Annotated in this window: 19 protein-coding genes; 17 read left to right on the forward strand and 2 right to left on the reverse strand. The window is 57.5% G+C overall.

Features of this window, described 5'->3' with window-relative positions; translation table 11 throughout:
* The first annotated feature begins 132 nt into the window (after positions 1-132).
* Positions 133-2412 carry a carbamoyltransferase HypF gene (gene hypF, locus CVU69_00085; protein PKN13611.1) on the forward strand — a complete coding sequence of 760 codons (2280 nt, stop codon included), beginning with the start codon at positions 133-135 and terminating at the stop codon, positions 2410-2412.
* 812 nt (positions 2413-3224) lie between these two features.
* On the opposite strand, the gene CVU69_00090 is transcribed toward hypF, so the two are convergent.
* Positions 3225-3623, reverse strand: coding sequence for a VapC toxin family PIN domain ribonuclease (locus CVU69_00090; protein PKN13612.1), 399 nt, complete (start codon positions 3621-3623; stop codon positions 3225-3227).
* Entirely contained in the window at positions 3623-3889 is a 267-nt protein-coding gene (locus CVU69_00095; GenBank protein PKN13613.1) for an AbrB family transcriptional regulator, read from the reverse strand. The genes CVU69_00090 and CVU69_00095 overlap by 1 nt, the downstream gene beginning before the upstream one ends.
* A 252-nt stretch (positions 3890-4141) precedes the next feature.
* Here CVU69_00095 and CVU69_00100 point away from each other — a divergent pair, with 252 nt between their 5' ends.
* The 16 genes from CVU69_00100 (at position 4142) to CVU69_00175 (ending at position 25117) form a co-directional block, all read left to right on the forward strand.
* The gene (locus tag CVU69_00100; protein PKN13614.1) at positions 4142-7606 is read left to right on the forward strand and encodes a DNA polymerase III subunit alpha; all 3465 of its coding nucleotides are present in this window, start codon (positions 4142-4144) and stop codon (positions 7604-7606) included.
* Positions 7607-7664: 58 nt separating this feature from the next.
* A complete protein-coding gene (locus CVU69_00105; GenBank protein ID PKN13615.1) occupies positions 7665-8618 on the forward strand; it encodes an acetyl-CoA carboxylase carboxyl transferase subunit alpha in 954 nt (317 codons plus the stop codon).
* 140 nt (positions 8619-8758) lie between these two features.
* Positions 8759-9727 carry an octaprenyl diphosphate synthase gene (locus CVU69_00110; GenBank protein ID PKN13616.1) on the forward strand — a complete coding sequence of 323 codons (969 nt, stop codon included), beginning with the start codon at positions 8759-8761 and terminating at the stop codon, positions 9725-9727.
* A 160-nt stretch (positions 9728-9887) separates the two neighbouring features.
* Positions 9888-10130: a hypothetical protein gene (locus tag CVU69_00115; GenBank protein PKN13617.1), complete on the forward strand. Its 243-nt coding sequence runs from the start codon at positions 9888-9890 to the stop codon at positions 10128-10130.
* A gap of 342 nt (positions 10131-10472) precedes the next feature.
* On the forward strand, positions 10473-10856 hold the full coding sequence (locus CVU69_00120; protein PKN13618.1) for a hypothetical protein: 384 nt from the start codon (positions 10473-10475) through the stop codon (positions 10854-10856).
* Between the two features lie 120 nt (positions 10857-10976).
* Positions 10977-12272 carry a nitrite reductase gene (locus CVU69_00125; protein PKN13619.1) on the forward strand — a complete coding sequence of 432 codons (1296 nt, stop codon included), beginning with the start codon at positions 10977-10979 and terminating at the stop codon, positions 12270-12272.
* Between the two features lie 30 nt (positions 12273-12302).
* Entirely contained in the window at positions 12303-13256 is a 954-nt protein-coding gene (cysK, locus tag CVU69_00130; GenBank protein PKN13620.1) for a cysteine synthase A, read from the forward strand.
* A gap of 133 nt (positions 13257-13389) precedes the next feature.
* A complete protein-coding gene (locus CVU69_00135) occupies positions 13390-15957 on the forward strand; it encodes a cyclic nucleotide-binding protein (GenBank protein PKN13621.1) in 2568 nt (855 codons plus the stop codon).
* A gap of 78 nt (positions 15958-16035) precedes the next feature.
* The gene (locus tag CVU69_00140; protein PKN13622.1) at positions 16036-16497 is read left to right on the forward strand and encodes a transcriptional regulator; all 462 of its coding nucleotides are present in this window, start codon (positions 16036-16038) and stop codon (positions 16495-16497) included.
* A gap of 65 nt (positions 16498-16562) precedes the next feature.
* Positions 16563-17570, forward strand: a complete 1008-nt coding sequence (locus CVU69_00145) for a sulfate ABC transporter substrate-binding protein (GenBank protein PKN13623.1) — start codon at positions 16563-16565, stop codon at positions 17568-17570.
* A 19-nt stretch (positions 17571-17589) separates the two neighbouring features.
* Positions 17590-18432, forward strand: coding sequence for a sulfate ABC transporter permease subunit CysT (gene cysT / locus CVU69_00150; GenBank protein PKN13624.1), 843 nt, complete (start codon positions 17590-17592; stop codon positions 18430-18432).
* Between the two features lie 20 nt (positions 18433-18452).
* A complete protein-coding gene (cysW, locus tag CVU69_00155; protein PKN13847.1) occupies positions 18453-19337 on the forward strand; it encodes a sulfate ABC transporter permease subunit CysW in 885 nt (294 codons plus the stop codon).
* A gap of 2 nt (positions 19338-19339) precedes the next feature.
* Positions 19340-20410 carry a sulfate ABC transporter ATP-binding protein gene (locus CVU69_00160; protein PKN13625.1) on the forward strand — a complete coding sequence of 357 codons (1071 nt, stop codon included), beginning with the start codon at positions 19340-19342 and terminating at the stop codon, positions 20408-20410.
* Positions 20411-20670: 260 nt separating this feature from the next.
* Entirely contained in the window at positions 20671-21090 is a 420-nt protein-coding gene (locus CVU69_00165) for a hemerythrin (protein PKN13626.1), read from the forward strand.
* Between the two features lie 94 nt (positions 21091-21184).
* Positions 21185-21568, forward strand: coding sequence for a DoxX family protein (locus CVU69_00170; GenBank protein PKN13627.1), 384 nt, complete (start codon positions 21185-21187; stop codon positions 21566-21568).
* A 243-nt stretch (positions 21569-21811) separates the two neighbouring features.
* Positions 21812-25117, forward strand: a complete 3306-nt coding sequence (locus CVU69_00175; protein PKN13628.1) for a hypothetical protein — start codon at positions 21812-21814, stop codon at positions 25115-25117.

Raw genomic sequence — 25117 nt, forward strand, 5'->3', positions numbered from 1 at the left:
CTCTTGGTTTAAAGTATATGCCGGCCTTTGACGCGTTGCAACCCTCTTTATAAAAAAAACTTGAGCAGGATTTTTTCTCCCGGTAGCGCGCCATAAAAGAGCTGTGTTACTTTGCTGCGTAAGGAGTATGAGATGGCGCAGAGACGGTTGCAAATCGAGATTGATGGGCTGGTACAGGGGGTTGGTTTCCGGCCTTTCGTCGCCCAGTTAGCGGCGCGGCTGGGTCTGGCCGGCACGGTTCACAATGACGGTCGCGGAGTGGTGATTGCGGTGCAGGGCGAGCCCGCGATTCTCGATCTTTTTATCGCCACCCTGCAACATGAGTCACCGCCCTTGGCCCGAATCGAGCGCTTGCAGAGTACGGCCCTCCCCCTTTTCCCGGAAGAAAGTTCCTTTGTCATCCTTGCCAGTTCCGGCGCCGGCGTCAAGGTCGCGGCGATTGCCCCGGATGCCCACCTTTGTGACGACTGTCTCGCCGAACTCCTCGACCCGCATGATCGCCGTTATCACTACCCCTTTATTAATTGCACCAACTGTGGCCCGCGTTTTTCGATCATTACCGGCATCCCCTATGATCGACCGCAAACGACGATGGCCGATTTCCCCCTCTGTCCCGCCTGCGCCGCCGAGTACTGCGACCCCTCATCCCGGCGCTACCATGCCCAACCGATCGCCTGTCCGGAATGCGGTCCACGCCTGACCCTCCTTTCTTTCGCGGGCATTCCCCTTGACGGAGATCCTCTCGCCGGGGCCATAGCGCTGTTGCAGGCCGGCAAAATTGTCGCCATCAAGGGGCTGGGCGGTTATCATCTCGCTGTCGATGCGGAGAATGACGGAGCAGTGGCGCGTTTGCGCCGGCGCAAACGGCGGGACGAAAAGCCGTTGGCGCTGATGGTCCCTTCGCTGACAGAGGCGCACGCTCTGGCCCAGATCAGCCAGGCCGAGACGCGCCTGCTGACCAGCGTTGAACGCCCGATCGTTCTGTTGTCGGCGAAAGACCATCTGACCCTTTCTCCAGGCATTGCCCCGCGCAACCGTTATCTCGGAATCATGCTTCCCTATACGCCCCTGCATCATCTCCTTCTGGCTCTAGGCGGCTTTTCCGCTCTGGTCATGACCAGCGGCAACCACAGTGACGCGCCGATCGCCGCTGACGATGCCCAGGCCCTGGATGAACTCGGGAGTATTGCCGATGCCTTTTTGCTCCATAACCGGCGCATTCATACCCGCATTGACGATTCGATCGCCCGTGTCCTGGCCGATAAACCGCTCCTGTTGCGCCGGGCCCGCAGTTATGTCCCGCGCGCCGTGGTTCTTCCGACCAACTCACCGTCAATCCTCGCTCTCGGCGGGGAGTTGAAGAACACCCTGTGTCTGACCCGCAACGATCGCGCCTATCTTAGTCAGCATCTCGGTGATCTTGGCAATCTGGAGAGCTACGCCGGTCATGTCGCCATGACTGCGCACCTGCAAAGTCTGCTGCAACTCCATCCCACGGTGGTGGCACACGATCTTCATCCACAATACCAGACCACTCGCCTCGCCGAATCCCTTCCCGGCGTCCAGCGCATCGGTGTCCAGCATCATCATGCCCATTTGGCCAGTTGTCTGGCGGAGAACGGACAGAGTGGTCCGGCTCTCGGGGTGATCTTCGACGGGCTCGGTTATGGCAACGACGGGACGATGTGGGGGGGGGAGTTTTTACTGGGAGATCTCCATGATTTTCGCCGCGTCGGCTATTTTACGCCGACGTCGATGCCGGGAGGGGATCTGGCGACTCGGGAACCGTGGCGGATGGCGCTGGCTTATCTGCAGCAAGCGTATGGTCGCGACTATCCCCGTCTCCCCTTTCTGCAGGAAATTGCGTCACGCGATGAGCGGTTGATTGTGACGATGATTGAAAAGGGGATCAACGCCCCTCTGGGTTCCAGTTGCGGGCGACTCTTTGACGCGGTGGCCGCGCTCCTCGGTCTGCGCAACCGCGTCAGCTACGAAGGACAGGCGGCGATTGAGTTGGAGATGGTTGCCGCGGTCGGCGATTATCCTCCTTATCCCTTTGCCCTTGACAACGTTGCCGATGCTATTGTCTTTGCTCCGCGAGCGATGATCCGGGCGCTCGTCGCCGACCTGGTTGCCGGCATCCCGATCGCACAGATCAGTGCGCGTTTTCACGCCACCCTCGTGGCCGTTGTCGGTGCGATTTGCGCGCAGGTACGGCTCGCGACCGGGATCAACACCATCGCGCTCTCCGGCGGGGTCTTTCAAAATTGCCTGCTGACGGAATCAGTTATTACTGAGCTGAAAAGGGCTGATTTTATCGTTCTCACTCACTCTCTCGTCCCCCCCAATGACGGAGGCTTGAGTCTCGGCCAGGCCGCCGTGGCCGCGGCCCGATTGCAAAATCCGGCTTGATCGGTGTGACCCTCTAAACCGCCCAGGTTCCGGGGGTTGCGCCCCCGACGACGCCTTACTCATTTTGCTTGCCCAAAATGAGTAAGCAGCAAAAGGGCACCCCATCACCTGGCCCGCTGCGCGGGTTCCCTGCGCCCGGCAGATATTTGGCGGGCGGACAAAAACTCGCTGCGCTCAGACATTTGTCCGCCTTTATCGCCAAACGTCCACCGCTCTCCGGCGGCGGCGATAGGGGGACGTCCGAGCCCGGAAAATATCTGGTAGGGGCGGCTCTTGTGGCCGCCCGTTTTTCATGCCGTAGACTTGCGCCCGATTTAGCTCCCCTCCTTGCTTAAGGAGCGGCCGGGGGGGGTCGGTATCGCCACGGCTAAAATTTTCGCAGCAATCGCCCTGTCCACCGGGGATGTCGGCCTCCGGTCTCAATCCCCGGCTAATCGCTGCCATCCCGCCGGGATGCAAGAGCAGAACCCGGAGGGTTCACAGCCATTAGCCGGTGGTCGAACGCAGCGATACCACCGGGAAGCGATGTCACATTGACAAGGCGGGGAGAGGCGGGGTAAAAAGTGTGAGTTTTTTCATGCGCTCGGTTGGGGGCGGGTCAAAGAGAGGACTTGAGATGGATAAAGGGATAATGGATCGATGACGCCGCCGGGTCAGCAATGTGCTGATGGATGGCGTTTTTTGTTGATGGTTCAAGTAGTGATAATTAATTTAAGTTATCGTCCAAGATCAATACCAAGGCGGCCATGCGGCCGCCTTTCGATTTCGTTTTCTTTCACTCGCACTGCTCTCTCTTCTTCCCTCGTCCCCCACTACCCCTCCGGCACCCCCCAAACCGGCGGTACCGCATCTCCCCCTTTGCGAATAAACCGTTCGTCAAAAGAATAGAGCCCCTCTGCTCCCTCACTAGCGGCAAGATGCAGGGCATCGGCAAAATCAAAACCCCCGCCATACAAATCGAGTGCCGCGGCAACCTGACCGGCCGATTCGGCCGTCACCATCGGTAAGCCAAGAATCTGCAACAATGACTTGTGGATGACCGCCGCTTCGATCCGGTAGGCCGCCCGCAACACCCACTCTAGTTCCAGCAGGACCGTTTTCGGGAGAAAGACGGCCTCGGCCTGCTCCAGCAGCGCCAGGGCGCGCCGGGCCTGCCGTTCGTCATCGTTGGTCAGGTAGCGCACCCAGAGATTGGTATCGAAAGTCACCATCAGCGCTGGTCCTTGCGCCACGTCCGGGCCACATCCTCATCCACATCCGCCGCAATCTCCTCCAGACTTTTTGCCGCACCCTTATAGCCGGTGCAACCCAGACCGCTCTGCAGGTCAGTCTCCGGAAAACTGCTGATAGGTTTGAGCAGCACGCCCCCTTGCACCTCTTCAATCACAAAGCGCGTCCCGGCCTTCCAGTGATGGCTGGAACGGATCGTTTTAGGAATAATGACCTGCCCCTTGCTGGAGAGGAGTGTCGTTTCCATTGGGCACCTCCGGTAAGATTTAGTAAGACAAGAATAGCGGGCGCGAGGAGCGCATGCAAGAAAAATCTGAAAACGAGTTTTAATCAAGCTAAAATTATCCTCTTGTTCCTTGACCGGCTCCCGCGCCGGGTGCTAATATCCGCTCCGTCCTGACGCAGGAAACCGGTTGTCGCAACGCTTCGCGTTTTGCTGGAATCGGTTTTTTTATCTCTGCCATCATTCCCTCTGTCTTTGGTGAAATTGTCAATATATATGGAACCTACCCCCTTCGTTCATCTTCATCTGCACAGTCAGTACTCCCTCCTCGACGGCGCCATCCGTATCGGCGATCTGATCAAGAAGGCCAAGGAATACGGCATGCCTGCCGTGGCCCTCACCGATCACGGCAACATGTTCGGGGCGCTGGAGTTCTATCTGAAGTGCAAGGAGGCCGGGATCAAGCCGATCGTCGGCTCGGAGGTCTATGTCGCCAGCGGTTCCCGCTTTGCCAAGGAGGGGAGCGAGGATGCATCGGGCTTCCATCTCGTCCTCCTCTGCCAGAACAGTGTCGGTTACCGCAACCTGTCCTATCTCGTCTCGGCGGGGTACAAGGAAGGCTTCTACTATAAACCCCGCATCGACAAAGAGCTCCTGTCCCGGCACAGCGAAGGTTTGATCTGTCTCTCCGCCTGTCTTGGCGGCGAAGTGGCGGTTCTCGCCGGACAAAACAAGATGGAGGATGCCAAGGCGACAGCGGCCTGGTACGCCGCTCTCTTCCCCGGTCGTTACTACCTCGAACTGCAAGAGAACACCATCCCCGAACAGCGCATTGCTAATGATCGCCTGATGCAGATTGCGCAGGAGCTCGCTCTGCCGCTGGTGGCGACCAACGATTGCCATTATCTCAATAAAGAGGATGCCCGCGCCCACGAAGTCCTCCTGTGCATTCAGACCGGCAAGACCATCACCGATCCGAAACGGATGCATTTCTCCGCGGCTGAATTTTATCTGAAATCCTCAGCGGAGATGGCCTCCGACTTTGCCTATGCGCCGCAAGCTCTCGCTAACACCCTGGTCATTGCTGAGGCCTGTGATCTCGATCTAGGCAAATTCAAGGATTATCACTTCCCCCACTTTGAAACGCCGGACGGCGCGACTCTCGACGAAATGCTCGCCGCTGAAGCCCGGCAGGGATTGCTCGAACGCTTCAAGATCATCCGCGCCCGTCAGTCAGAGTTCACGCTTGAGCAGGAAGAGGTTTATCGCGATCGTCTTCAGCTCGAGCTCGACTGTATCAAGCAGATGGGTTTCCCCGGCTATTTCCTCATTGTCGCTGACTTCATCAACTGGGCCAAGGATCAGGGGATTCCAGTCGGCCCGGGGCGCGGATCGGCGGCCGGTTCCCTGGTCGCTTATGCCCTGCGCATTACCGATCTCGACCCGCTCCCCTACAATCTCCTCTTTGAGCGTTTTCTCAATCCCGAACGTATCTCCATGCCTGATATCGACGTCGACTTCTGTCAGGATCGCCGCCTGGAGGTCCTTGACTACGTCAGCGGCAAGTACGGCCGCGACAAAGTCTGTCAGATTATCACCTTTGGAACGATGTCGGCACGATCGGTTATTCGCGATGTCGGCCGCGCTCTCGATCTCCCCTACGGCGACGTCGACCGCATTGCCAAACTCGTCCCCGAGGTCCTCAACATCAAGCTCGCTGATGCGATCAAGCAGGAAGCTAAACTCACCGAGAGCGCCAATGCGGATGTCCGGGTCCGCGAACTCCTCGACATTGCCCTGCGCCTCGAAGGGTTGGCGCGCCACGCCTCGACCCATGCCGCCGGCGTCGTCGTCTCCCCCGATGTCATGGAAGAGTTCTGCCCGGTCTATCGCGATAAGAACGGCTCGATCACCACCCAGTATTCGATGAAGTACGTCGAAAAGATCGGCTTGGTCAAATTCGACTTTCTCGGTTTGAAGAACCTGACGGTCATCGCCAATGCTGTCAAACTCATCCGCGCCGGCAAGGATCCGGACTTTGACATCACCACCTTGCGTGATGACGATGTGTCCAGCTATGAATTGATCTCCGCCGGCAATACCACCGGCGTCTTCCAGCTCGAATCGAGCGGGATGAAGGAGATGCTGGTCAAACTCAAACCTTCCTGCTTTGAAGATGTCATCGCCGCCTGCGCCCTGTATCGTCCTGGTCCTCTCGGTTCGGGGATGGTCGACGACTTTATCGAACGCAAGCACGGGCGGAAAAAGGTCGTTTACGATCTCCCCGAGCTCGAACCGATCCTCAAGGATACCTACGGCGTTATCGTTTATCAGGAACAGGTCATGCAGATCGCCCGCACTCTGGCCGGCTACTCCCTCGGCGGTGCCGACCTTCTGCGCCGCGCCATGGGGAAGAAGGATCCGGCGGAGATGGCGAAGCAGCGCGACATCTTCCTGGCGGGTTCGGATCAGAACGGCTTCGATCACAAAACCGCGGCGGCGATCTTCGACCTGATGGCCAAGTTTGCCGAGTACGGATTCAACAAGTCCCACTCGGCCGCCTACGCCCTCATCGCTTACCAGACTGCTTATCTCAAAGCGCACTATCCAGTCGAGTTCATGGCGGCGCTCCTCACCGAGGACATGTCGAGTACCGACAAAATCCTAAAGAATATCAATGACTGTCGTGAGATGGGGATCGAGGTGCTGCCGCCCGATATCAATCTCTCTGACGCTTCTTTCTGTGTGCGGGAGAATTCGATCCGTTTCGGACTCGGGGCAGTCAAAGGGGTCGGGGGAGGAGCGATCGAAGCGATCGTTGAGGCGCGTTGTGCCGGGTTGTTTACCGATCTTGCCGATTTCTGTGACCGGGTCGATCTGCGCAAGGTCAACAAGCGCGTTGTTGAAGCCTTGATCAAATGCGGCTCTTTCTCCACCATCGGCGCGCGACGTTCTCAACTCCTTGCCACCCTCGAAGAGAGCATGGCGATCGGCCAGAAGATTCAGCAGGAGCGGGAGAGTGCGCAAAGCTCCCTCTTTGGCGAGGAAGAGGTCGTCCGGGTCGGGAATCACGGGCGCTTGATCATGCCCGATATTCCCGAATGGGACGAAAAGACCCTGCTCAACTTTGAGAAAGAGGTCCTCGGCTTCTTCATTACCGGCCACCCCCTGCAGCGCTATGCCGATGCGATCAAGCGCCTCACCACCTGCACGCTGGGCGAACTCGGTGAGCAACGCAATAAAGCCGAGGTGCGCATCTGTGGTATCGTCTCGACCCTCAAGGAGACAATCACCAAGAAGGGTGACCGCATGGGCTTTGCGACGGTGGAGGATTTGTCCGGCATGGTCGAGGTCATCGCCTTCCCGGAAGTTTATGCTGCGGCCCTGGAATACCTCAAAGGCGAAGATCCGCTCCTGATCACCGGCACCATCGATCTCGGCGAGAAGGGGGCCAAGGTGCTGGCGACGGAGATTGTAGCGATGGCCGATGCTCTGCAGCGGGCCACCCGCCGTGTTCTTTTCCGCTTCTCGGCGCCGGGGGTCGATCAAGAGCGAATTCAGGCTTTGCGCTCCCTTTGTCTGCGCCATCCCGGGAAATGTGAAACCCGCCTGCACCTGACGATTCCGAATCGCAGTGAGACGATCATTCGTCTCGCCGCAGAGTGCCGGGTGGCAGCGTCCGATGAACTTTTGGCTGATGCCAAAGAGCTTTTTGGTTATAACGTAGTTTCTTTTGAGTAAATAAGCTATTATCCAGCCGTTTCTTGCCACTGAGCAGATAAAGTAAGGAGATAACTCTATGCAGTTTTATCTGGATTTTGAAAAACCTTTAGTCGAACTTGAACAGAAGATCATGGAACTAAAGGGATATTCGACGGATAAAGTCAATTTTTCGGCGGATATCAAGAAGCTGGAAAAGAAGGCGGTGCAGTTGCGCGAAGAGATCTTTGCCAATCTCACCCGCTGGCAGCGGACCCAGTTGGCCCGCCATATCAACCGCCCCTTTACCCTTGATTATATCCAGCACATCTTTACCGACTGGTTTGAGGTGCACGGTGATCGCAATTTCCGCGACGATCCCGCTCTGGTCTGCGGTTTTGCCCGTTTTGACGGCGAACCGTGCTGCGTTATCGGCCACCAGAAGGGGCGCGACACCAAGGAGAAGGTCTACCGTAACTTTGGCATGCCGAATCCGGAAGGGTATCGCAAGGCATTGCGGGTTATGCAGATGGCCGAGCAGTTCGGATTGCCGATCTTCACCTTTGTCGACACCCCGGGCGCTTATCCCGGCATCGGTGCCGAGGAGCGCGGCCAAGCGGAAGCGATTGCCCGTAATCTCCGCGAGATGGCCGCCCTCAAGGTGCCGGTCATTGTCACTGTTACCGGCGAAGGGGGTTCCGGCGGTGCCCTGGCGATTGCTGTCGGCAACCGGGTGATGATGATGGAATATTCCGTCTACGCGGTTATCTCCCCGGAAGGGTGTGCTGCCATCCTCTGGAGCGACGGCAGCAAAGGTCCGGTCGCCGCCGAGGCGCTGAAGCTGACCGCCACTGATATCATGTCCCTCGGCTGCATTATTGATGATGTCATCCCCGAACCGGTCGGCGGCGCCCATACCGATCCAGTCGCCACCGCCGTCAGTGTCAAGGGCTATCTCAAGAAACATCTGGAAGAACTGAAGCGTCTTTCGCCGCACGAGCTTGTCGAGCAGCGTTACGCCAAATTCCGGGCGATGACGATCGTTCAGGAATAGCTCACGGTTGGTGTTGTGGTGCTCTTTTTCTGGGCATCGATTGAACGTCTCGCCGGAAAAAAACTTTGACAACCAACCGTCCGCTTCTATAGGATAGCGCTCGTTTCGCTTGCTGAATGTGCCAAGGACGGAGAGCCTGGATGAATAAAGCGCTGGCGCTGTTGCGCGGTGACATGGAAAAGGTTGAAGCCAAGTTTCGCGAACATCTCGAGTCGGATGTGCCGTTGATTCGCAAGGTCGGTGAATATGTTCTGGCCAGCGGTGGCAAGCGGGTCCGTCCTTTGCTTTTGTTGTTGACGGCGAAGATGGCCGGTTATCAGGGGACTCAGCATATCGATCTGGCGAGTGTGGTTGAATTTATTCATACTGCCACCCTTCTGCATGACGACGTGGTCGACGCCGCTTCCTTGCGACGCGGCAATGCCTCGGCCAACACTGTCTGGGGGAATGAAGCTTCGGTCCTGGTCGGCGATTTCCTTTTTGCCAAGTCTTTTTCCGTCATGGTGCGCAGTGGCGACTTGCGCGTTTTGCAAATCCTTTCCGACGCCACGACCAAGATGGCCGAAGGCGAAGTCCTGCAACTGATCAGTACTTGCGATATCGACATGGCGGAAGAACGCTACATGACGGTGATTCGCACCAAAACAGCGGTCTTGATTGCAGCAGCTTGTCAATGCGGCGGTTTTCTTGGTGGCGCTACCCCCGAACAGGACGATGCCTTACGCGATTTCGGGATGGATCTCGGCGTTGCTTTCCAGCTCATGGACGATGCCCTGGACTATGTCGCTGAAGAAGCAGATTTCGGCAAGGCCCACTGTCATGACTTGGCTGAGGGGAAGGTGACTCTGCCGTTGATTCAGGTGTTACGTGTCTGTAGTGAAGGTGAGCGGCAGACGATCTCCGCCATTGTCGAGCAGGAAGAGTTGCCGGAATCCGATATTATTACGATTTGCGCATTGATCACCCGTTATCAAGGGATCGAATATACTCGTCAGCGTGCCGCGGAGTTGGTGGAACGGGCCAAATCATATTTGACGGTTTTTGCTCCAGGTCCGGCCAAAGAGGCTTTGAACGAACTCGCCGATTTTGTGGTGCAGCGCAACCGCTAAGTCCGAATAAAATACAGCAATGAAGAAAGGATCACTCTGACTACGGCCGGGGTGATCCTTTTTTTTGTTAAAAATTAGATTTTTCATATCTTCTGACGGGCTCCGGTATATTCCTTGCTCTTATGCTGATTTGTGTATTTTCACCCTCTGGAGTTTTATTATGGAACATAGCGAAATTCTTGTACATAAAAGTGCGGTAGAGATTGCCGGGCACCGTTATGAGGTCTGCGTATATGCGCGCAATGACGGTCTCCATTTCGCCAAAACAGTATTTTCGCCGCAGGACATCGTCATCAATGACGGACTTTCCCTGGAGCACGCATTGGAAAAGCACCGGAATCTCCTCCCCCTCGCTATTGCTTCCCGGCAAATGCGGGCCGAGCAGAACGTCCACAATCAGTAAACTTTCGCCCTAATGCGTTTATCCTTCCTTCTTGACTAGTCTCTTTAGTTTTTTCTGTCTGCTTCTTCTAGTTCTTTCCTTTGCCGACCTCCTCCTTATTCCCCCGCGGGGTCTTGTCGGGGGGAGGGATATATTTCCTGTTTGTTGAGCTGTGTAACTGTCTCTTCTTTATGGATGGTTGCGCATTTTTTTTGGTAAAAATATTTATCACACTATTAAGTGTATAATTAATATAAAAATTCTTGAGTAAATAAGTTATTTTATTGTTGACAAATAAGCGCGTAAAATATAATTATTGATGCGTAGAGAGATTGGTTCACCGTGCAGGAAAGGGATTCGATCATGACATCAATAGCGCGACAATCAGATTTTCCTCCCATTGCTGCTGCCGAAGTGGAGAAATTGGCTGTCGCCAAGCTGGTCGAAAAAAAGCTATACTCCCTCGGCCGCCACACCCAGCTGGTCAACGACAACTCCTGCGAGTTAGAGCAAGCGGTACAATTGGCCGCTGTACTCGTTGACGCCGGTTTAATCACCCTGGCAGCGTTGGATGATCCGCAGTCGATTCTCCTGCAGACAGCGCGGGTCCGCTTCTCCCCGGAGGAGTTTGTCGCGATCGAAGTCTCCGTGAACACCGACTTCGCTGCGTTGGCTGAGGAGGTCGTCGCCAAACTCTGCAGCGACGGCCTCTTTGATGCGGAAGAGTTGCTGGGGTCGGGGATCTAATTGTTTACGCTGACCCCTCACCACCCCCGACCCCTCCTTGGCAAGGAGGGGTCGGGGGTGGTGGCTTTTGCGTCGTTTTAATTTCACTGTAGAATAGCACCTGACAAAGAAAGTTTTTCCATGACTGCCGACCTACAAACCCTGCGCATCGATGGCATCTACCGCCAGAATGACAACAATGACCTGATGCTGCGGATCAAGATCCCCGGCGGATTGTTGAGCCCGGTGCAGGCTGAGGCGATTGCCGCGCTCAGCGAACGTTTCAGTAACCATCTCCTCCATCTCACCAGTCGCGGTAGTATTGAGCTGCACTGGCTGCGGCCGGAGAGCGTCGAAGAGGTGGGACGGCAGCTGGCAGCGGTCGGCCTCACCAGCCGCGGCGCCTGTGGCGGCGCGGTGCGCGGCATCTCCTGCAGCACGACCGTGGCCCCCGGCTTCAGCATCACGCAAGGGTTGGCGCGGCGGCTGCACCGGCACTTTAGCGGCAACCCCCACTTTGAAGGGTTGCCGAAGAAGTTCAAGATCAGCGTCGATGCCGGATATAGCGGCGCCCGTCACCTGATTCAGGATGCCGGCATTGTCCATGTCGCGACAACGGAAGCAGGCGAGCTCTATGACCTCTGGGTCGCCGGCGGCCTCGGCCGCGAGCCGCAACCGGCCTTCCTTTTTGCCCGGCAACTGAGTGAAGGACAACTGCTGGCGCACCTTGAAGCGATTATTCACCTCTACCGTCAGCACACCCCGGCGGGCAAGCGCCTTAAGCATCTGCTTCGCGACATCGGCGAAGAGAGTTTTCGTGAACTTCTGGCATTGGAGGCGATCTCCGAGGTGGCGCTGCAACCGAGTCGCGGCCTCGGCTGCAACCTCAAGATCGAAGCGGAAGAGAGTGTGATCGAAGCGCGGATCTTTGCCGGACAGGTCTCGAGCAGTGATTTTCGTCATCTTGCCGAGCTGGCACGGCGCTACGGAAACGAACAGCTTCTGGTTACCGCCGATCAGAATTTCCTACTCTTCCCGGCCGGGCACAGCGCCGCCATGCGCCTGCGCCAGGAATTGGCACAGCTCGGTTTTGCCGGTGAGCGCCGTGACGAACAGGTCAATTTCCGCATCTGTCCCGGCAACCACGAATGCCGGATGGGGCTGGCGCCGACTCGTGTCATTGCCCGGGAAATACTCGATGGCCTCCCCAACGCCGGCCTGGGGCTGACCTACGCCATTAGCGGTTGTTCCAACAGCTGCAGCCAGCCGCAACTGGCCGATGTCGGCATCATCACCACGGCTCTGCGTGCAAGCGGAGAGGGAGAACGCCAACCGCGTTTTGCCCTGTATCGCCGTCACGGCGCGAGCTTTGGAACCGTCATTGCGGCGGATCTGACAGCAGAAGAATTATTAGCGCAACTCTCCCGGATCGTCTGATCCTCAACCATTCTCTAAAAGGAGCGTCCCATGGCTAACATCTTTAGCGACAACTCCCTCACTATCGGCCGGACCCCGCTGGTCCAACTCAACCGCGTTGCCCCGGCCGGAACGCGCATACTCGGCAAGATCGAAGGCCGCAACCCCGCTTATTCTGTCAAGTGCCGCATCGGTGCGGCGATGATTTGGGATGCCGAACAGAAGGGATTACTGAAGCCCGGCGTTGAGATCGTCGAGCCGACCAGCGGCAACACCGGTATTGCCCTCGCCTTTGTCGCCGCCGCGCGCGGTATCCCCGTTACCCTGACTATGCCCGAGACGATGAGCCTGGAGCGGCGCAAGGTGTTGAAGGCTTTCGGTGCCAATCTCGTTCTCACCCCCGGCGCCAAGGGAATGGGGGGGGCGATTGCCGAAGCCGAAGCCCTTGCCGCCTCTGATCCGGGTCGTTATCTCTTGCTGCACCAGTTCAAAAATCCGGCGAATCCGGCGATTCACGAAACCACCACCGGGCCAGAGATCTGGAACGATACCGACGGTGAAGTTGATGTCATCGTCTCCGGAGTCGGCACCGGCGGCACGATCACCGGCATCTCCCGTTATATCAAGAATACCCAAGGGAAGAAGATCATCTCGGTGGCGGTCGAACCGGCTGATTCGCCGGTCATCAGCCAACGTCTCGCCGGCCAGGAGATCAAGCCCGGGCCCCACAAGATTCAGGGGATCGGCGCCGGCTTCATCCCCGACACCCTTGATCTCACCATGGTCGATCGCGTCGAGCAGGTCAGCAATGATGAAGCGATCGAATTCGCCCTCCGTCTCGCCAAGGAGGAAGGGATCCTCGTCGGCCTTTCCTGCGGGGCAGCGATGGCAGCCGCAGTACGTATCGCCAAACTCCCGGAGTTTAGCGGCAAGACCATCGTCGTCATCCTCCCTGATTCGGGGGAGCGTTACCTGTCGAGCGTCCTCTTTGAAGGATTGGCGTAGGATTATGCCCAGAGTTTGATTTGTTCGGCAGTTCCCTCCGGCACGGGAATTGTAGCCATTCTGCGGGCGACCTGTTAATAGGTCGCCCGCTTCGTTTGGCGAACCGGGAGACCACCGGCTGAGGGCAGGGCGTATGACCATTGATGTTGCGGAATTGCGGGGGATTCGCTTGCTGTCCGGACTGGCGGAGGACGAACTGGCGCGGTTGGCGTCGCGCTTGACGCAATGCGACTTTTTGTCCCGACAGGTCATTTTGTCTCGGGTGACAGTGCCGGAGGCGATCTACTTCATCCTGGCCGGCACGGTGCGGGTCGAGCTGCAAGAGGAGCACGGCCAGATCTTCAACCTCGTTGAACTCGGGCCGGGGGAGGTCTTTGGCGAGCGCTCGCTCCTCACCGGCGAACCACGCACCGCCGATGTCCGGGCCTTGAGCGAGGTGCGCGCTGCGCGGCTGGGGCGGCAGGATTTCGAGGCGCTCCTCCCCGAGTGCCCCCGGCTCTACGCCAACCTCTGCCGCGACTTTGCCCGCCAGCTCGGCACCTGGGCGCAGCGCCATCAGCGCGACGAGCGGGAAAACCGCGAAGTGTTGGCCAACGTCATTGGCTGGCAGCTGATCCCCGAGTTCGGCTCCTTTCCCGGCAGCTCTCCCTGGGTACGCCAGCTCAATGCCCGACTTGCCGCCCTCGGCAATGCGGCGAATCATGTGCTGATCCTCGGCGAACGCGGCACCTGGAAGGATCTGGCGGCCCGCCTTATCCACTTTCACGGCGCCCCCGGCCGGCCGATCCTCTTTCTCGACTGCGCCACGCCGCCGCTGCTGCGCGCAGTCCCGGTCGGCGCCAGCGTCGCTCCAGATGCTCTCCATCTCGAACTCGCCCAGGAATCGGCCCTCTTCGGCCACGCCCCGGACAGCACCCTCTCGGCCCGCCGGGCACGACGCGGCATGCTCGAACTTGCCGCCGGCGGCGAGATGATTCTGCGCAATGTCGATTGTCTGACTCTCGGCGTGCAGGCCGCCCTCCTGGGCTTCCTCGATTCCGGTCGTTTTCGTCGACACGGCGAAGTAGAGTGGCGCCTGGCACGGGTGCGGATCATCGCTACTTGCGGCGAGTTGCTTGGGGAGAAGGTCGCGCGCCACGAATTTCTTGCCGGCCTCCAGGAAAAGCTGCAAGGAGAAGTGGTCGAGCTGCTGCCGCTGCGCGAACGGCAGAAAGACATTCCGGTGATCGCCCGCAGCCTCTTGCAGTCTCTCAACGCCAAACATCATAAAGGGGTGAAGCGCTTTTCTCAGGAAGCGCTCAACCGCCTGGTCGGCCACGACTGGCCCCTCAACTGCAGTGAACTTTATCAGGTGTTGAGCCGCGCTGTGGTGGTCTGCGCCAGCGACGAGATCACCGCCGAACAGATCTTTTTGTCGGGGCAGAGTAGTAACGAAGGGCGCTTCAATCTCCTCACCCTGCCGGCGATCGAGCGCCTCGCCCGCCGTCCCGATTTCCCCGGTCTGCTGCGGCGCGGGACGATTCCGCTCCTCCTTGCCGTCATCCTTTATACCCTCTTTGGCCCCTCCTATAACAATCTCGCCAATCTCGCGGTCTGGACAGTGTGGTGGCCGCTGCTGCTGGTCACCGCGTTTTTCGGTGCGCGCAGCTGGTGCAGCTTCTGTCCCCTCGAAGGGCTCAGCGCCGCCATTGGCGCCACTCGCTCTGTTCGCCACGATCCGGCGGGCTTGCTGCGGCGCTGCGGACCTTCCCTGAGTCTGGCGGCGCTGGCGATGATCCTGCTGCTGGAGCAGGCGAGCGGCATGTTTTCCTGGGCCCTCGCCACCGGCCTCCTCCTGACCTGGCTGCTCGTTGCCACGGTGACGGCGGATCTGCTCCTGGGGCGGCGCGGCTGGTGCAAGTACCTTTGTCCCCTCGGGCGGGTGGTCAGTCTGGTGGCGCGAATTTCCTTACTGGAGATGCGCAGCACTCCGCACGTCTGCGTCAGTCGCTGCCGGGTCGATGATTGCATCAAAGAGAAGGCTTGTCCGATGGGGCTCCATCCCAGCGGCATCGATAATTCGGATCACTGCATCCTCTGCCTCGATTGCGTGCGCCACTGCCCGCATCACTCGATGCAGCTCGATCTGCGCAATCCAGCCAGCGGCCTCTTCAGCCAGACGCGCCGCAGCTTTGCCGAGGCCCTCTTCAGCGTCATCTTTGCCGGGGTGGTCCTCGCCGCCAAGGGGACGCCCCTCCTCGTCGGCCGGCAAGGGGAGGTCTTTCCGACCGTGCGCTGGAGTCCCGCTGAAGTCGGGCTATCCCTCACCATCGTCGCCGCCTACTTCGCCCTTGCCATGCTTGCCTCACTCGGTCGGCGCGGCCGTTGGCGTGTCACCTTCACTCTCTGCGGCTTTGCCTATCTTCCCTTGGCTATGACCGGAATCTTTGTCATCTATCTGCGCGCCCTGGCCGAAGGGGGCGCGCAGATCGTACCTCTCTTCTTCACTGCCCTCGGTCTTGCCGGTGGCCTCGATCTGCCCCGCCTTACCCCCGAACTCGGCACACTGCGTCTGTTGATCCCGCCCCTCCTCCTCGGGTCGGCCGCGATCTCTTGGGTGGTCCTTGGCCGCTTGCGGCAGTACAACTTGAGTCGCACCGTGCTGTCCTGCCATCGGGCGCTGGTGGTTTTGACGGCGATCGGTTTTTTGTGGGTCCTGTAACTTTGAGAGGAAAAGGAGTTGACATGGCGTCGGCTCCTCTGCTATTTTTTGTTAAAGTCTATAAAATCGATAGGATTTATGATATCAAAAAAGACCAAATACGGCTTGCAGGCTGTCCTCGCTCTGGCCCGTTCCTATGGAGAGGGCCCGGTTCTCATTGCCGATCTCGCCGAGCAGGAACGTATTCCCCGGAAATTTCTGGAAGCAATACTGTTGCAACTCAAGAATGTCGGGGTCCTGTCGAGCCGGAAAGGGAAGGGCGGCGGTTATACGTTAGGGAAGCAGCCAAGTGAAATCAGTGCTGGCCAGATTGTCCGCATCCTTGACGGACCGCTGGCGCCGGTCGAGTGTGTGAGCGTCACCGCTTATCGTCCCTGTACTGAATGCCGCGATGAAAGTACCTGCGGCATTCATCTTGTGATGAAGGATGTGCGCGATGCGATTGCCGATATTCTCGATCATACCTCTCTGGCAGATATGGTGAAGCGTTCCGAAGAGGTCGCGCGCCAGCAAAAGAGTGTGGTCGATTTTCAGATTTAACACGGACAGATTTTTTTCTTTATAAATCTACTTAATCGATAGAATAAAAAGAAAGTGAGCCGATCATGGAGAGAAAGAGTCTGGTTTTAGTTGTTCTGGTCCTGTTGCTGGCAGCGTTCCATGTGCAGGCGGCGGAGGTCACCCTCCTCAATGTCTCCTACGATCCGACCCGTGAGCTCTACAGCGAGTTCAATGCCGCCTTTGCCAAGGAGTGGCAGAAGCAAAGTGGCGACAAGGTCAGCTTCCGGCAGTCGCACGGCGGCTCGGGGAAGCAGGCGCGTGGCGTCATTGATGGTCTCGAAGCCGATGTTGTCACCCTTGCCTTGGCCGGCGATATCGACGCCATTGCCGAGAAAGCCAAGCTCCTCCCCGTCGATTGGCAGCAGCGTCTCCCCTACAACAGCGCTCCTTACACCTCGGCCATCGTCTTTCTCGTGCGCAAAGGGAATCCCAAGGGGATAAAGGACTGGAACGACCTGGTCAAGCCCGGCGTCACGGTGATTACCCCCAACCCCAAGACCTCGGGCGGGGCGCGCTGGAACTACCTAGCTGCCTGGGGGTATGCCCTCAAGCAGAACAACGGGGATGAAGCCAAGGCCCGCGCCTTTATCACTGCCCTCTTCAAGAATGTGCCGGTCCTCGATTCCGGGGCCCGCGGCGCCACCACCACCTTTGTCCAGCGCGGTCTCGGCGATGTCTTCCTTTCTTGGGAGAACGAAGCCTTCCTCGCTCTTAAAGAGTTTGGTGCCGACAAGTTCGAGATCGTTTCTCCCCCCCTCTCCATCCTCGCCGAACCGTCGGTGGCGCTCGTCGACAAGGTTGCCGACAAGCACGGCACCCGCAAGGTCGCCGAGGCCTACTTGCATTACCTCTACTCGCCGCAGGGGCAGGAGATTGCCGCCCGCAACTTCTATCGGCCGCGCCTTCCGGAAGTGGCCAGGAAGTACGAAAAACAGTTCCCAATCATGCAGCTCCTCACTATCGACAAGGATTTCGGCGGCTGGAAGCAGGCGCAGCAGAAGCACTTTGCCGACGGCGGCATCTTCGACCAGATCTACCAGCCGGGGCGTTAATTCCCGTAAGGATTGCAATATGAAATGGCCGCAACTCAAACAAGCGAGCGTCATCCCCGGCTTCGGCCTGACCCTCGGCTATACGGTCTTTTACCTGTGCCTGATCGTCCTCCTGCCGATCTCCGCCCTCTTTCTCAAGACCGCGACCCTCGGCTGGGGAGAGTTCTGGGCGATCGTCAGCAACCCGCGGGTGGTGGCCTCCTATCGTCTCACCTTTGGCGCGTCGCTGGTCGGCGCCCTGATCAATGCCTTCTTCGGCTTTATCGTCGCCTGGACGCTGGTGCGCTATTCCTTCCCCGGCAAGAAGATCATCGATGCCCTCGTCGATCTCCCCTTTGCCCTGCCGACCGCGGTCTCCGGCATCGCGCTGACGGCGATCTATTCCTCGAATGGCTGGGTCGGCCGCTATCTCGAACCGCTCGGCATCAAGGCCGCCTACACCCCGCTCGGCGTGACGATTGCCCTGACCTTCATCGGCCTCCCCTTTGTCGTCCGGACTTTGCAGCCGGCCCTGGAGGAGCTCGATCCGGCGACGGAAGAAGCGGCGCGTAGCCTCGGGGCGAGTCGGACTCAGACCTTCCTCCGGGTGATTCTGCCGGCGGTCTTCCCGGCGCTCCTCACCGGATTTGCCCTCTCCTTTGCCCGGGCGCTCGGCGAATACGGCTCGGTCGTTTTCATCTCCGGCAACATGCCAATGTTCACCGAGATCACCCCGCTCCTCATCATCGCCAAACTTGAACAATACGACTACGCCGGCGCCACGGCGATTGCCACGGTTATGCTCCTCGCTTCCTTTGCCATCCTCCTCCTCATCAACTTTTTGCAGTGGTATAGCAGTCACCGCTACCGGACAGGAGCCTGACCATGGCCGCGACGATTTCAATGCTCAAAGGCGCCAGCAACAGCCCGGTAGCTCTGGCCAGATCCGAGGAGAACGTCTGGATCAAGCGGGGAATGATCGCTGTGACCTTGCTCTTCCTCGGCTTCTTCCTCTTCCTCCCCTTGGCGGCGGTCTTCGCGGCGGCGCTGGAGAAGGGTCTGGGTGCTTATTTTGCCAGCTTTAACGATCCCGACGCCCTGGCAGCGATCAAGCTCACCCTGATCGCCGCCGGTATCGCCGTCCCCCTCAACCTGATCTTCGGTCTTGCTGCTGCCTGGGCGATTGCTAAGTTTAACTTCGCCGGCAAGAGCCTGCTCCTCACCCTCATCGATCTCCCCTTTGCCGTCTCGCCGGTCATCTCTGGCCTGATCTATGTCCTCCTCTTTGGCTTGCAGGGCTGGTTCGGCCCTTGGCTGGCGGCGCACGATATCAAGATCATCTTCGCGGTGCCGGGGATCGTCCTCGCCACGGTCTTTGTCACCTTCCCTTTTGTCGCCCGCGAGCTGATCCCCCTCATGCAGGAGCAGGGGAGCGATGAAGAGCAGGCGGCCCTTGTCCTCGGTGCCAACGGCTGGCAGACCTTCTGGCGGGTGACCATTCCCAACGTCAAGTGGGCGCTCCTCTACGGCGTCACCCTCTGTAACGCCCGGGCGATGGGGGAGTTTGGTGCGGTCTCGGTCGTCTCCGGCCATATTCGCGGCATGACCAACACCATTCCTCTCCATGTCGAGATCCTTTACAACGAATACAACTTTGTCGCCGCCTTTGCCGTCGCCTCCCTCCTCGCCATCCTCGCGCTTCTGACCCTGGTCGCCAAGAGTCTGGTTGAGTGGAAGGCGCGGCAGGAGATGGCTGCGGCCCTTGCGCCGATCCCGGCAGAGGATTAACCATGAGTATCGAAATTCGCAATATTAATAAAACTTTCGGCACCTTTGCCGCTCTCAAGGATATAAATCTCATCGTCCCGAGCGGTGAACTTGTCGCTCTTCTTGGTCCCTCCGGCTGCGGCAAGACCACTCTCCTGCGTATTATCTCAGGACTGGAGCAGCCCGATCCCGGTAGCGGCGCCATCCTCTTTCACGACGAGGATGTCGCTAGCCAAAGCGTTGCCGACCGCAAGATCGGTTTCGTCTTTCAGCATTATGCCCTCTTCCGCCACATGTCGGTCTTTGACAATGTTGCTTTTGGTCTGACGGTAAAACCCCGCAAGGAGCGCCCAAGCAAGGCAGAGATCCGCGAGCAGGTCATAGAGCTACTACGCCTGGTGCAGCTGGAGAGTCAGGCGAACCGTTTCCCCTCGCAACTCTCCGGTGGGCAGCGCCAGCGTGTCGCCTTAGCCCGGGCCCTCGCGGTCAAGCCGAAAGTCCTCCTCTTGGACGAGCCCTTCGGCGCCCTCGATGCCAAGGTCCGTCAGGAGCTGCGGCGTTGGCTGCGACGCCTCCACGATGAATTGCACGTCACCAGCGTCTTTGTCACTCACGATCAGGAAGAGGCACTGGAGGTCTCGGATCAAGTGGTGGTGATGAACCACGGGCAGATTGAACAGGTCGGGCCGCCGGCCGAGGTCTACGACCGTCCCGCCAATCCTTTCGTGTATCAGTTCCTCGGCAATGTTAATCTCTTCCAGGGGCGGATCGATGCAGGGCAGGCCAGGATCGACACTGTCGATCGCAGTCAGTCGGAGCAGGAGGTTGTCGCCTATGTCCGCCCCCATGATCTCGACGTCAGCCGCGAGCGGACCAGTCAGGAAGCGATCGAGACGGTGGTCTGTTATATTCACGCAGCCGGTGGTATGCCGCGTCTGGAGCTGGAGCGGCTCGATAACGGCGAATCGATTGCCGCCGAGGTTGCGCGCGAGCGTTATCGTGAGCTGGAGCTGCAAGTCGGGGATCATCTTTTTGTCACCCCGCGCAATCTCCGCTTCTTCGTCGAAGGCGAGCCTTTGGATTATCAGATTTAAGGGTTTCAGCTTTTGTGGTTTTCGACTTCGCTGTTGACTTTATGATCCGGGATGGGTTGCAAAGTGAGACGTTTTTTATCTGCTTGATTCGGGTGGCCGGGCGAGGCCGCCGCTGGGATCAGTATTGTGCTGACGGGCGCCGTTTTGTATTGTAACCTGTAAAGTATGTCGTTATCGTCCTGTTCAGGATCAGTTTTTGAAATTTCTGTGTAAGGTTAGAAATAAGAAGTAATGCTTTAATATTATAGAGGAGGTTAGTCATGACCATTGAATGGAATCAAGAGTTGGCGACCGGTAATGAAGAGATTGACAATCAGCACAAGGAGATGTTCAAAAGATTCAATGACTTTCAGTCAGCGTACAGCCTCGGGAAAGCGCAAACAGAACTGCAAAAAATATTCACCTTTTTGGATGATTACGTTAAATTTCACTTTGCGATGGAAGAGGATTTGCAGATCCGGCACAGTTACCCCGGTTACGCAGTGCATAAAAAGGAACATGACAGCTTTATCCAGAATTTCAAGAAAATGGAAAAGCAGCTGGATAGCTCCGGCGTCACTTCCCCCCTGGTCATTCAGGCAAATATGGCACTGGTCAGCTGGTTGTTCGGCCACATCAAAGGGACAGACAGGGAATTCGCAGCCTTTCTCTCCAATGCCCTCCCGATGAAAGAAGTCTGAATTTCGCAGGGACGAATCGACAAACTTTTGGCCGTCCGCCGGCAGAAGATTGGCGCGGTGATCGGAAGCTGTCCGTCTAACAGGAGATAATATTATGAAATGGCTGGGGAATTTTACCGAATTTGCCTACGCATTACTGCGGATTATGGCAGGATTCATGTTCTCGTTCCACGGCGTCCAGAAGATTTTGGGGGTGCTGACCACCTCCCAGCCGGCCATAGGTTCACAGCTCTGGTTCGGCGGAATCATTGAGTTGGTGGGAGGAGCGGCGATCGTCCTCGGGATCCGTACCCGTCTCGCGGCCTTCCTCTGTAGCGGCATGATGGCGGTGGCCTATTTCCAATTCCACTGGAAATTTCAGGGCGGCGCCGCTTTCTTTCCGGCGGTGAACCAGGGTGAGTTGGCCGCACTCTATTGCTTTGTCTTCTTTTTCATCGCCTGCCGCGGCGGGAAGATGTGGAGTTTGGGGAAGGACTAACCATCCCCGGCCCCTCCTTAATAAAGGAGGGGAGCTCAAGGCCTGAAATCTCACTTTAACCAGGCAGTTTCCGCCTGCTAATATAGTCCTGCAGGCCCACCGGTAGCGCGTCCATCCAGATCGGTGATCAGGGTACTGCGTCGGGCCAGGGCACCGTCGACGGCGCTGTCCGAAGGGCGGGGATTGTTTCGCTTGGGTCGTGTTGTCGTTGTCACACTTATATGTTTGTGATAAAGATTAAACATGGAAGAAATGACAATTTGTCTTGTTCCTTGTCATGGAAAGGCCCGTGAGATGCATCCTCCTCGCTTCGTTTGTCAACTGATAGTCCTGCTCACCCTGCTCTGTCTCTTTGTCCCCCCGGCCTTTTCGAGTCAGGGGGCAGCTTCCTCCCCGCCGTCTGCTCTTGGAAAAGTCTCCTTGTCTACTGAAGAGCAAGCTTTCCTTATCGCCCATCCGGTGATCCGTCTTGGCGTCGGTGAAGATTGGACCCCTTACGTGATTCGGCGCCCTTCCGGGGAGCTAGAGGGGTTTGAGGTCGACCTGTTGCAACGGATCAGCACCGCGACCGGGGCGAAGATTCAGCTGGTCGCCGGGCCCTGGAAAGAGACAGTTGAAAAGGCTGAAAGACGTGAGCTCGATGGACTGGCCTTGACCGTGACCAACCAGGATCGCGCCGCCTCCTTCCTTTTTTCCAGTGTCTATCTCACGAACTATCCAGTCTTTGTCGTTTCCGATGACAACCGGCAGAGTTTTAATTCTCTCGACGATTTTCGCGGCAAGACGGTTGCCATCCTCGCCGGGAACAAGTTCTACCGCTCGCTCCTTTCTGCCTACCCGGAGATAACCGTCCTCGAAAAAACGTCCGAAACAGAAGCGCTGCGCATGGTCATGGAAGGGAAGGCCACAGCAGCGATAATCGCTTCGACCATGTACGAAGACTATTTCAAGAAATTTGCCCGCACAATCCGGATTGGTTACGTTGCCACAGATAAACCTCTGAATCTTGTCTACTCCACGCGCAAGGATTGGCCGGAACTTGTCACCATTATCAATAAGGGGCTGGCAGCATTGCCGGTAGATGAGTTTAACAAGATCTATTCCCGTTGGTTTGGAATGCAACCGCCTATTGTTGGCGAAACATCGAATAAACCCGACTTTTCCGCGGCAGAGCAGGCCTGGCTGGCGCAGAAGCACGTGGTGCGCGTCCATATCGGCAACTATATGCCTTATTATTCCTTCACTGCGGAGAAGGGAGTAAGGGGCATTTCCGTCGATTATCTGAACATGGTGGCAGAACGGGCCGGCTTCAAAATCGATTATGTGCCAGGTTATACTTGGTCGCAGGCTTTGCAGGATATTCGCCAGCATCATAATTTTGATATTCTTCCTGCTGCCTATATCACCCCGGAGAGGACGGAATATCTCACCTTTACGAATGAATACCTGAAGTCGCCGTCGGTGATATTTACTCGGAACGACAGCCTCTTTGTCGATTCGATCGCAGATCTGGCCGAAAAAACCGTCGTCCTTGAGCGTGACTACGCCACCGTCCAGTGGCTGGCAGAAGGTTTTCCCGCCGTCAAGCAACTGATCAGGGAGACGACCGATGAGGCCTTGCATGCGTTGGCGGCCGGGGAGGCCGATGCCTACATCGGCAGTCTTGCTGTGGCCACCTACATTGCCAGGACCAAAGGACTCGACAATCTGATGGTCGCGGCCCCGTCCCCCTTCGGCAGTGACAATCAGGCGATGGCGGTCCGCAACGACTGGCCGGAGTTGGCTAAAATCATCGACAAGACGCTGGCGACCTTCACCCCTGCGGAACATGAGGCGATTATCGCCCGTTGGGTTCCGCCGATTCACTACGAATATGGCATCAATCGCCGCGATGTTCTGAAATGGGTCGGAATGATCAGCACTATCTTGTTGGCCATCATCATGGTGGTCGTGATTTGGAACAAGAAGTTGGCCAGGGAGGTTGCCGCCCGGACTTTGGCCGAAGATGCCCTGCGCAGAGAACTAAGCTTTAGCGAAATACTGCTGGCTCAGGCGCCGATGGGAATCCGTGTCTTTGATGGGGAGACGGGGATCTGCAACAAGATCAACCAGGCCGCAGCAGATATTGCCGGTGGACCAGTCGAGGTTCTTCTGCACCAGTCCTTCAGAGAGCTTAAGTCCTGGCAGGATGCGGGCTTGACCTCCGTAGCGGAGATGGTTCTGACTGACGGCGCCGCCAGGCAGGTGGAAGCGCAGATGACCACCTCCTTTGGCCGCTCTTTGTGGGCCCGTTACTTTTTTGCCCGCTTCTTCGTGGAGGGGCGACCACACTTGATGACAATCGGTCAGGATATTTCCGAGGAAAAACACCTGGAAAAAGAAAGGCGACACATCGAGGAGCAGATGCTGCATGTCCAGAAGTTGGAAAGCCTCGGGGTTTTAGCCGGAGGCATCGCCCATGACTTCAATAATATTCTTATGGTAGTGATCGGTAATACTGATCTGGCGCTTATGCGTCTCGCCCCGGAATCTCCTGTCGCCACTCACCTGCGCCAGATCCAGATAGCCGCCAAAAAGGCTGCGGGCCTCGCCGGCCAGATGCTCGCCTACTCGGGAAGAGGAAAGTTTGTTGTAGAGAAGCTCGATCTTAACCGGGTCGTAGAAGAGATGATGCAAATGCTGGAGGTATCGATTTCCAAGAAAGTCGAGATTCGTAGCAATTTCAGTCAACACCTTCCTGCTGTCGAAGCAGACATCACCCAGATTCGTCAGGTCATCATGAATCTGGTCATAAATGCCTCCGAGGCCATTGGCGACAGTAGCGGGGTTATCACTATTTCTACCGGGACAGTGGACTGCCATCGCGATGACCTGGATGAATCCTGGTTAGGTCATGACCTGAGCGAAGGACTTTATGCCTGCCTCGAAGTTGCTGATACCGGTTGCGGCATGGCGAAGGAGACCATTACGCGTATCTATGACCCCTTCTTCACTACCAAGTTCACCGGTCGGGGGTTGGGAATGGCCGCAGTCATGGGGATCGTGCGGGGGCACAAGGGGATCATCACGGTTGACAGTGAGGTTGGCAGCGGAACCACCTTTAAAGTGTTGCTGCCGGCGCTCTTGACTCCGGCCACCTTGCACGTTGACGCTCCGCCCGATTCATCATGGCACGGAAGCGGACAGGTCTTACTGGTCGACGATGAGGAGGCAGTCCTTGCTGTCGGTAAAGTCATGCTGGAGGAACTCGGTTTTAAGGTGTTGACCGCAAGTGATGGCCTGGAGGCGTTGGCGCTTTTCAAGGAACATCGGGCTACTATCGGCCAGATCGTGATGGATTTGACTATGCCGCGCATGGGGGGAGAAGAAGCTTTTTGTCTCATGTGCCAGCTCGACCCTGAAGTCAAAGTCATTATGACCAGCGGTTACAACGAGGAGGAGATCTCTCACCTTTTCGGCGCTAAAGGTCTGGCCGGGTTCATCCAGAAACCTTTCCGCCTCTCGACACTCCAGGATGCGCTGCAGGCCGTGGAAGTGAAGAATTCCTGA

Source organism: Deltaproteobacteria bacterium HGW-Deltaproteobacteria-4 (genome assembly GCA_002841765.1).
Taxonomy (GTDB): Bacteria; Desulfobacterota; Desulfuromonadia; order Desulfuromonadales; family UBA2197; genus UBA2197.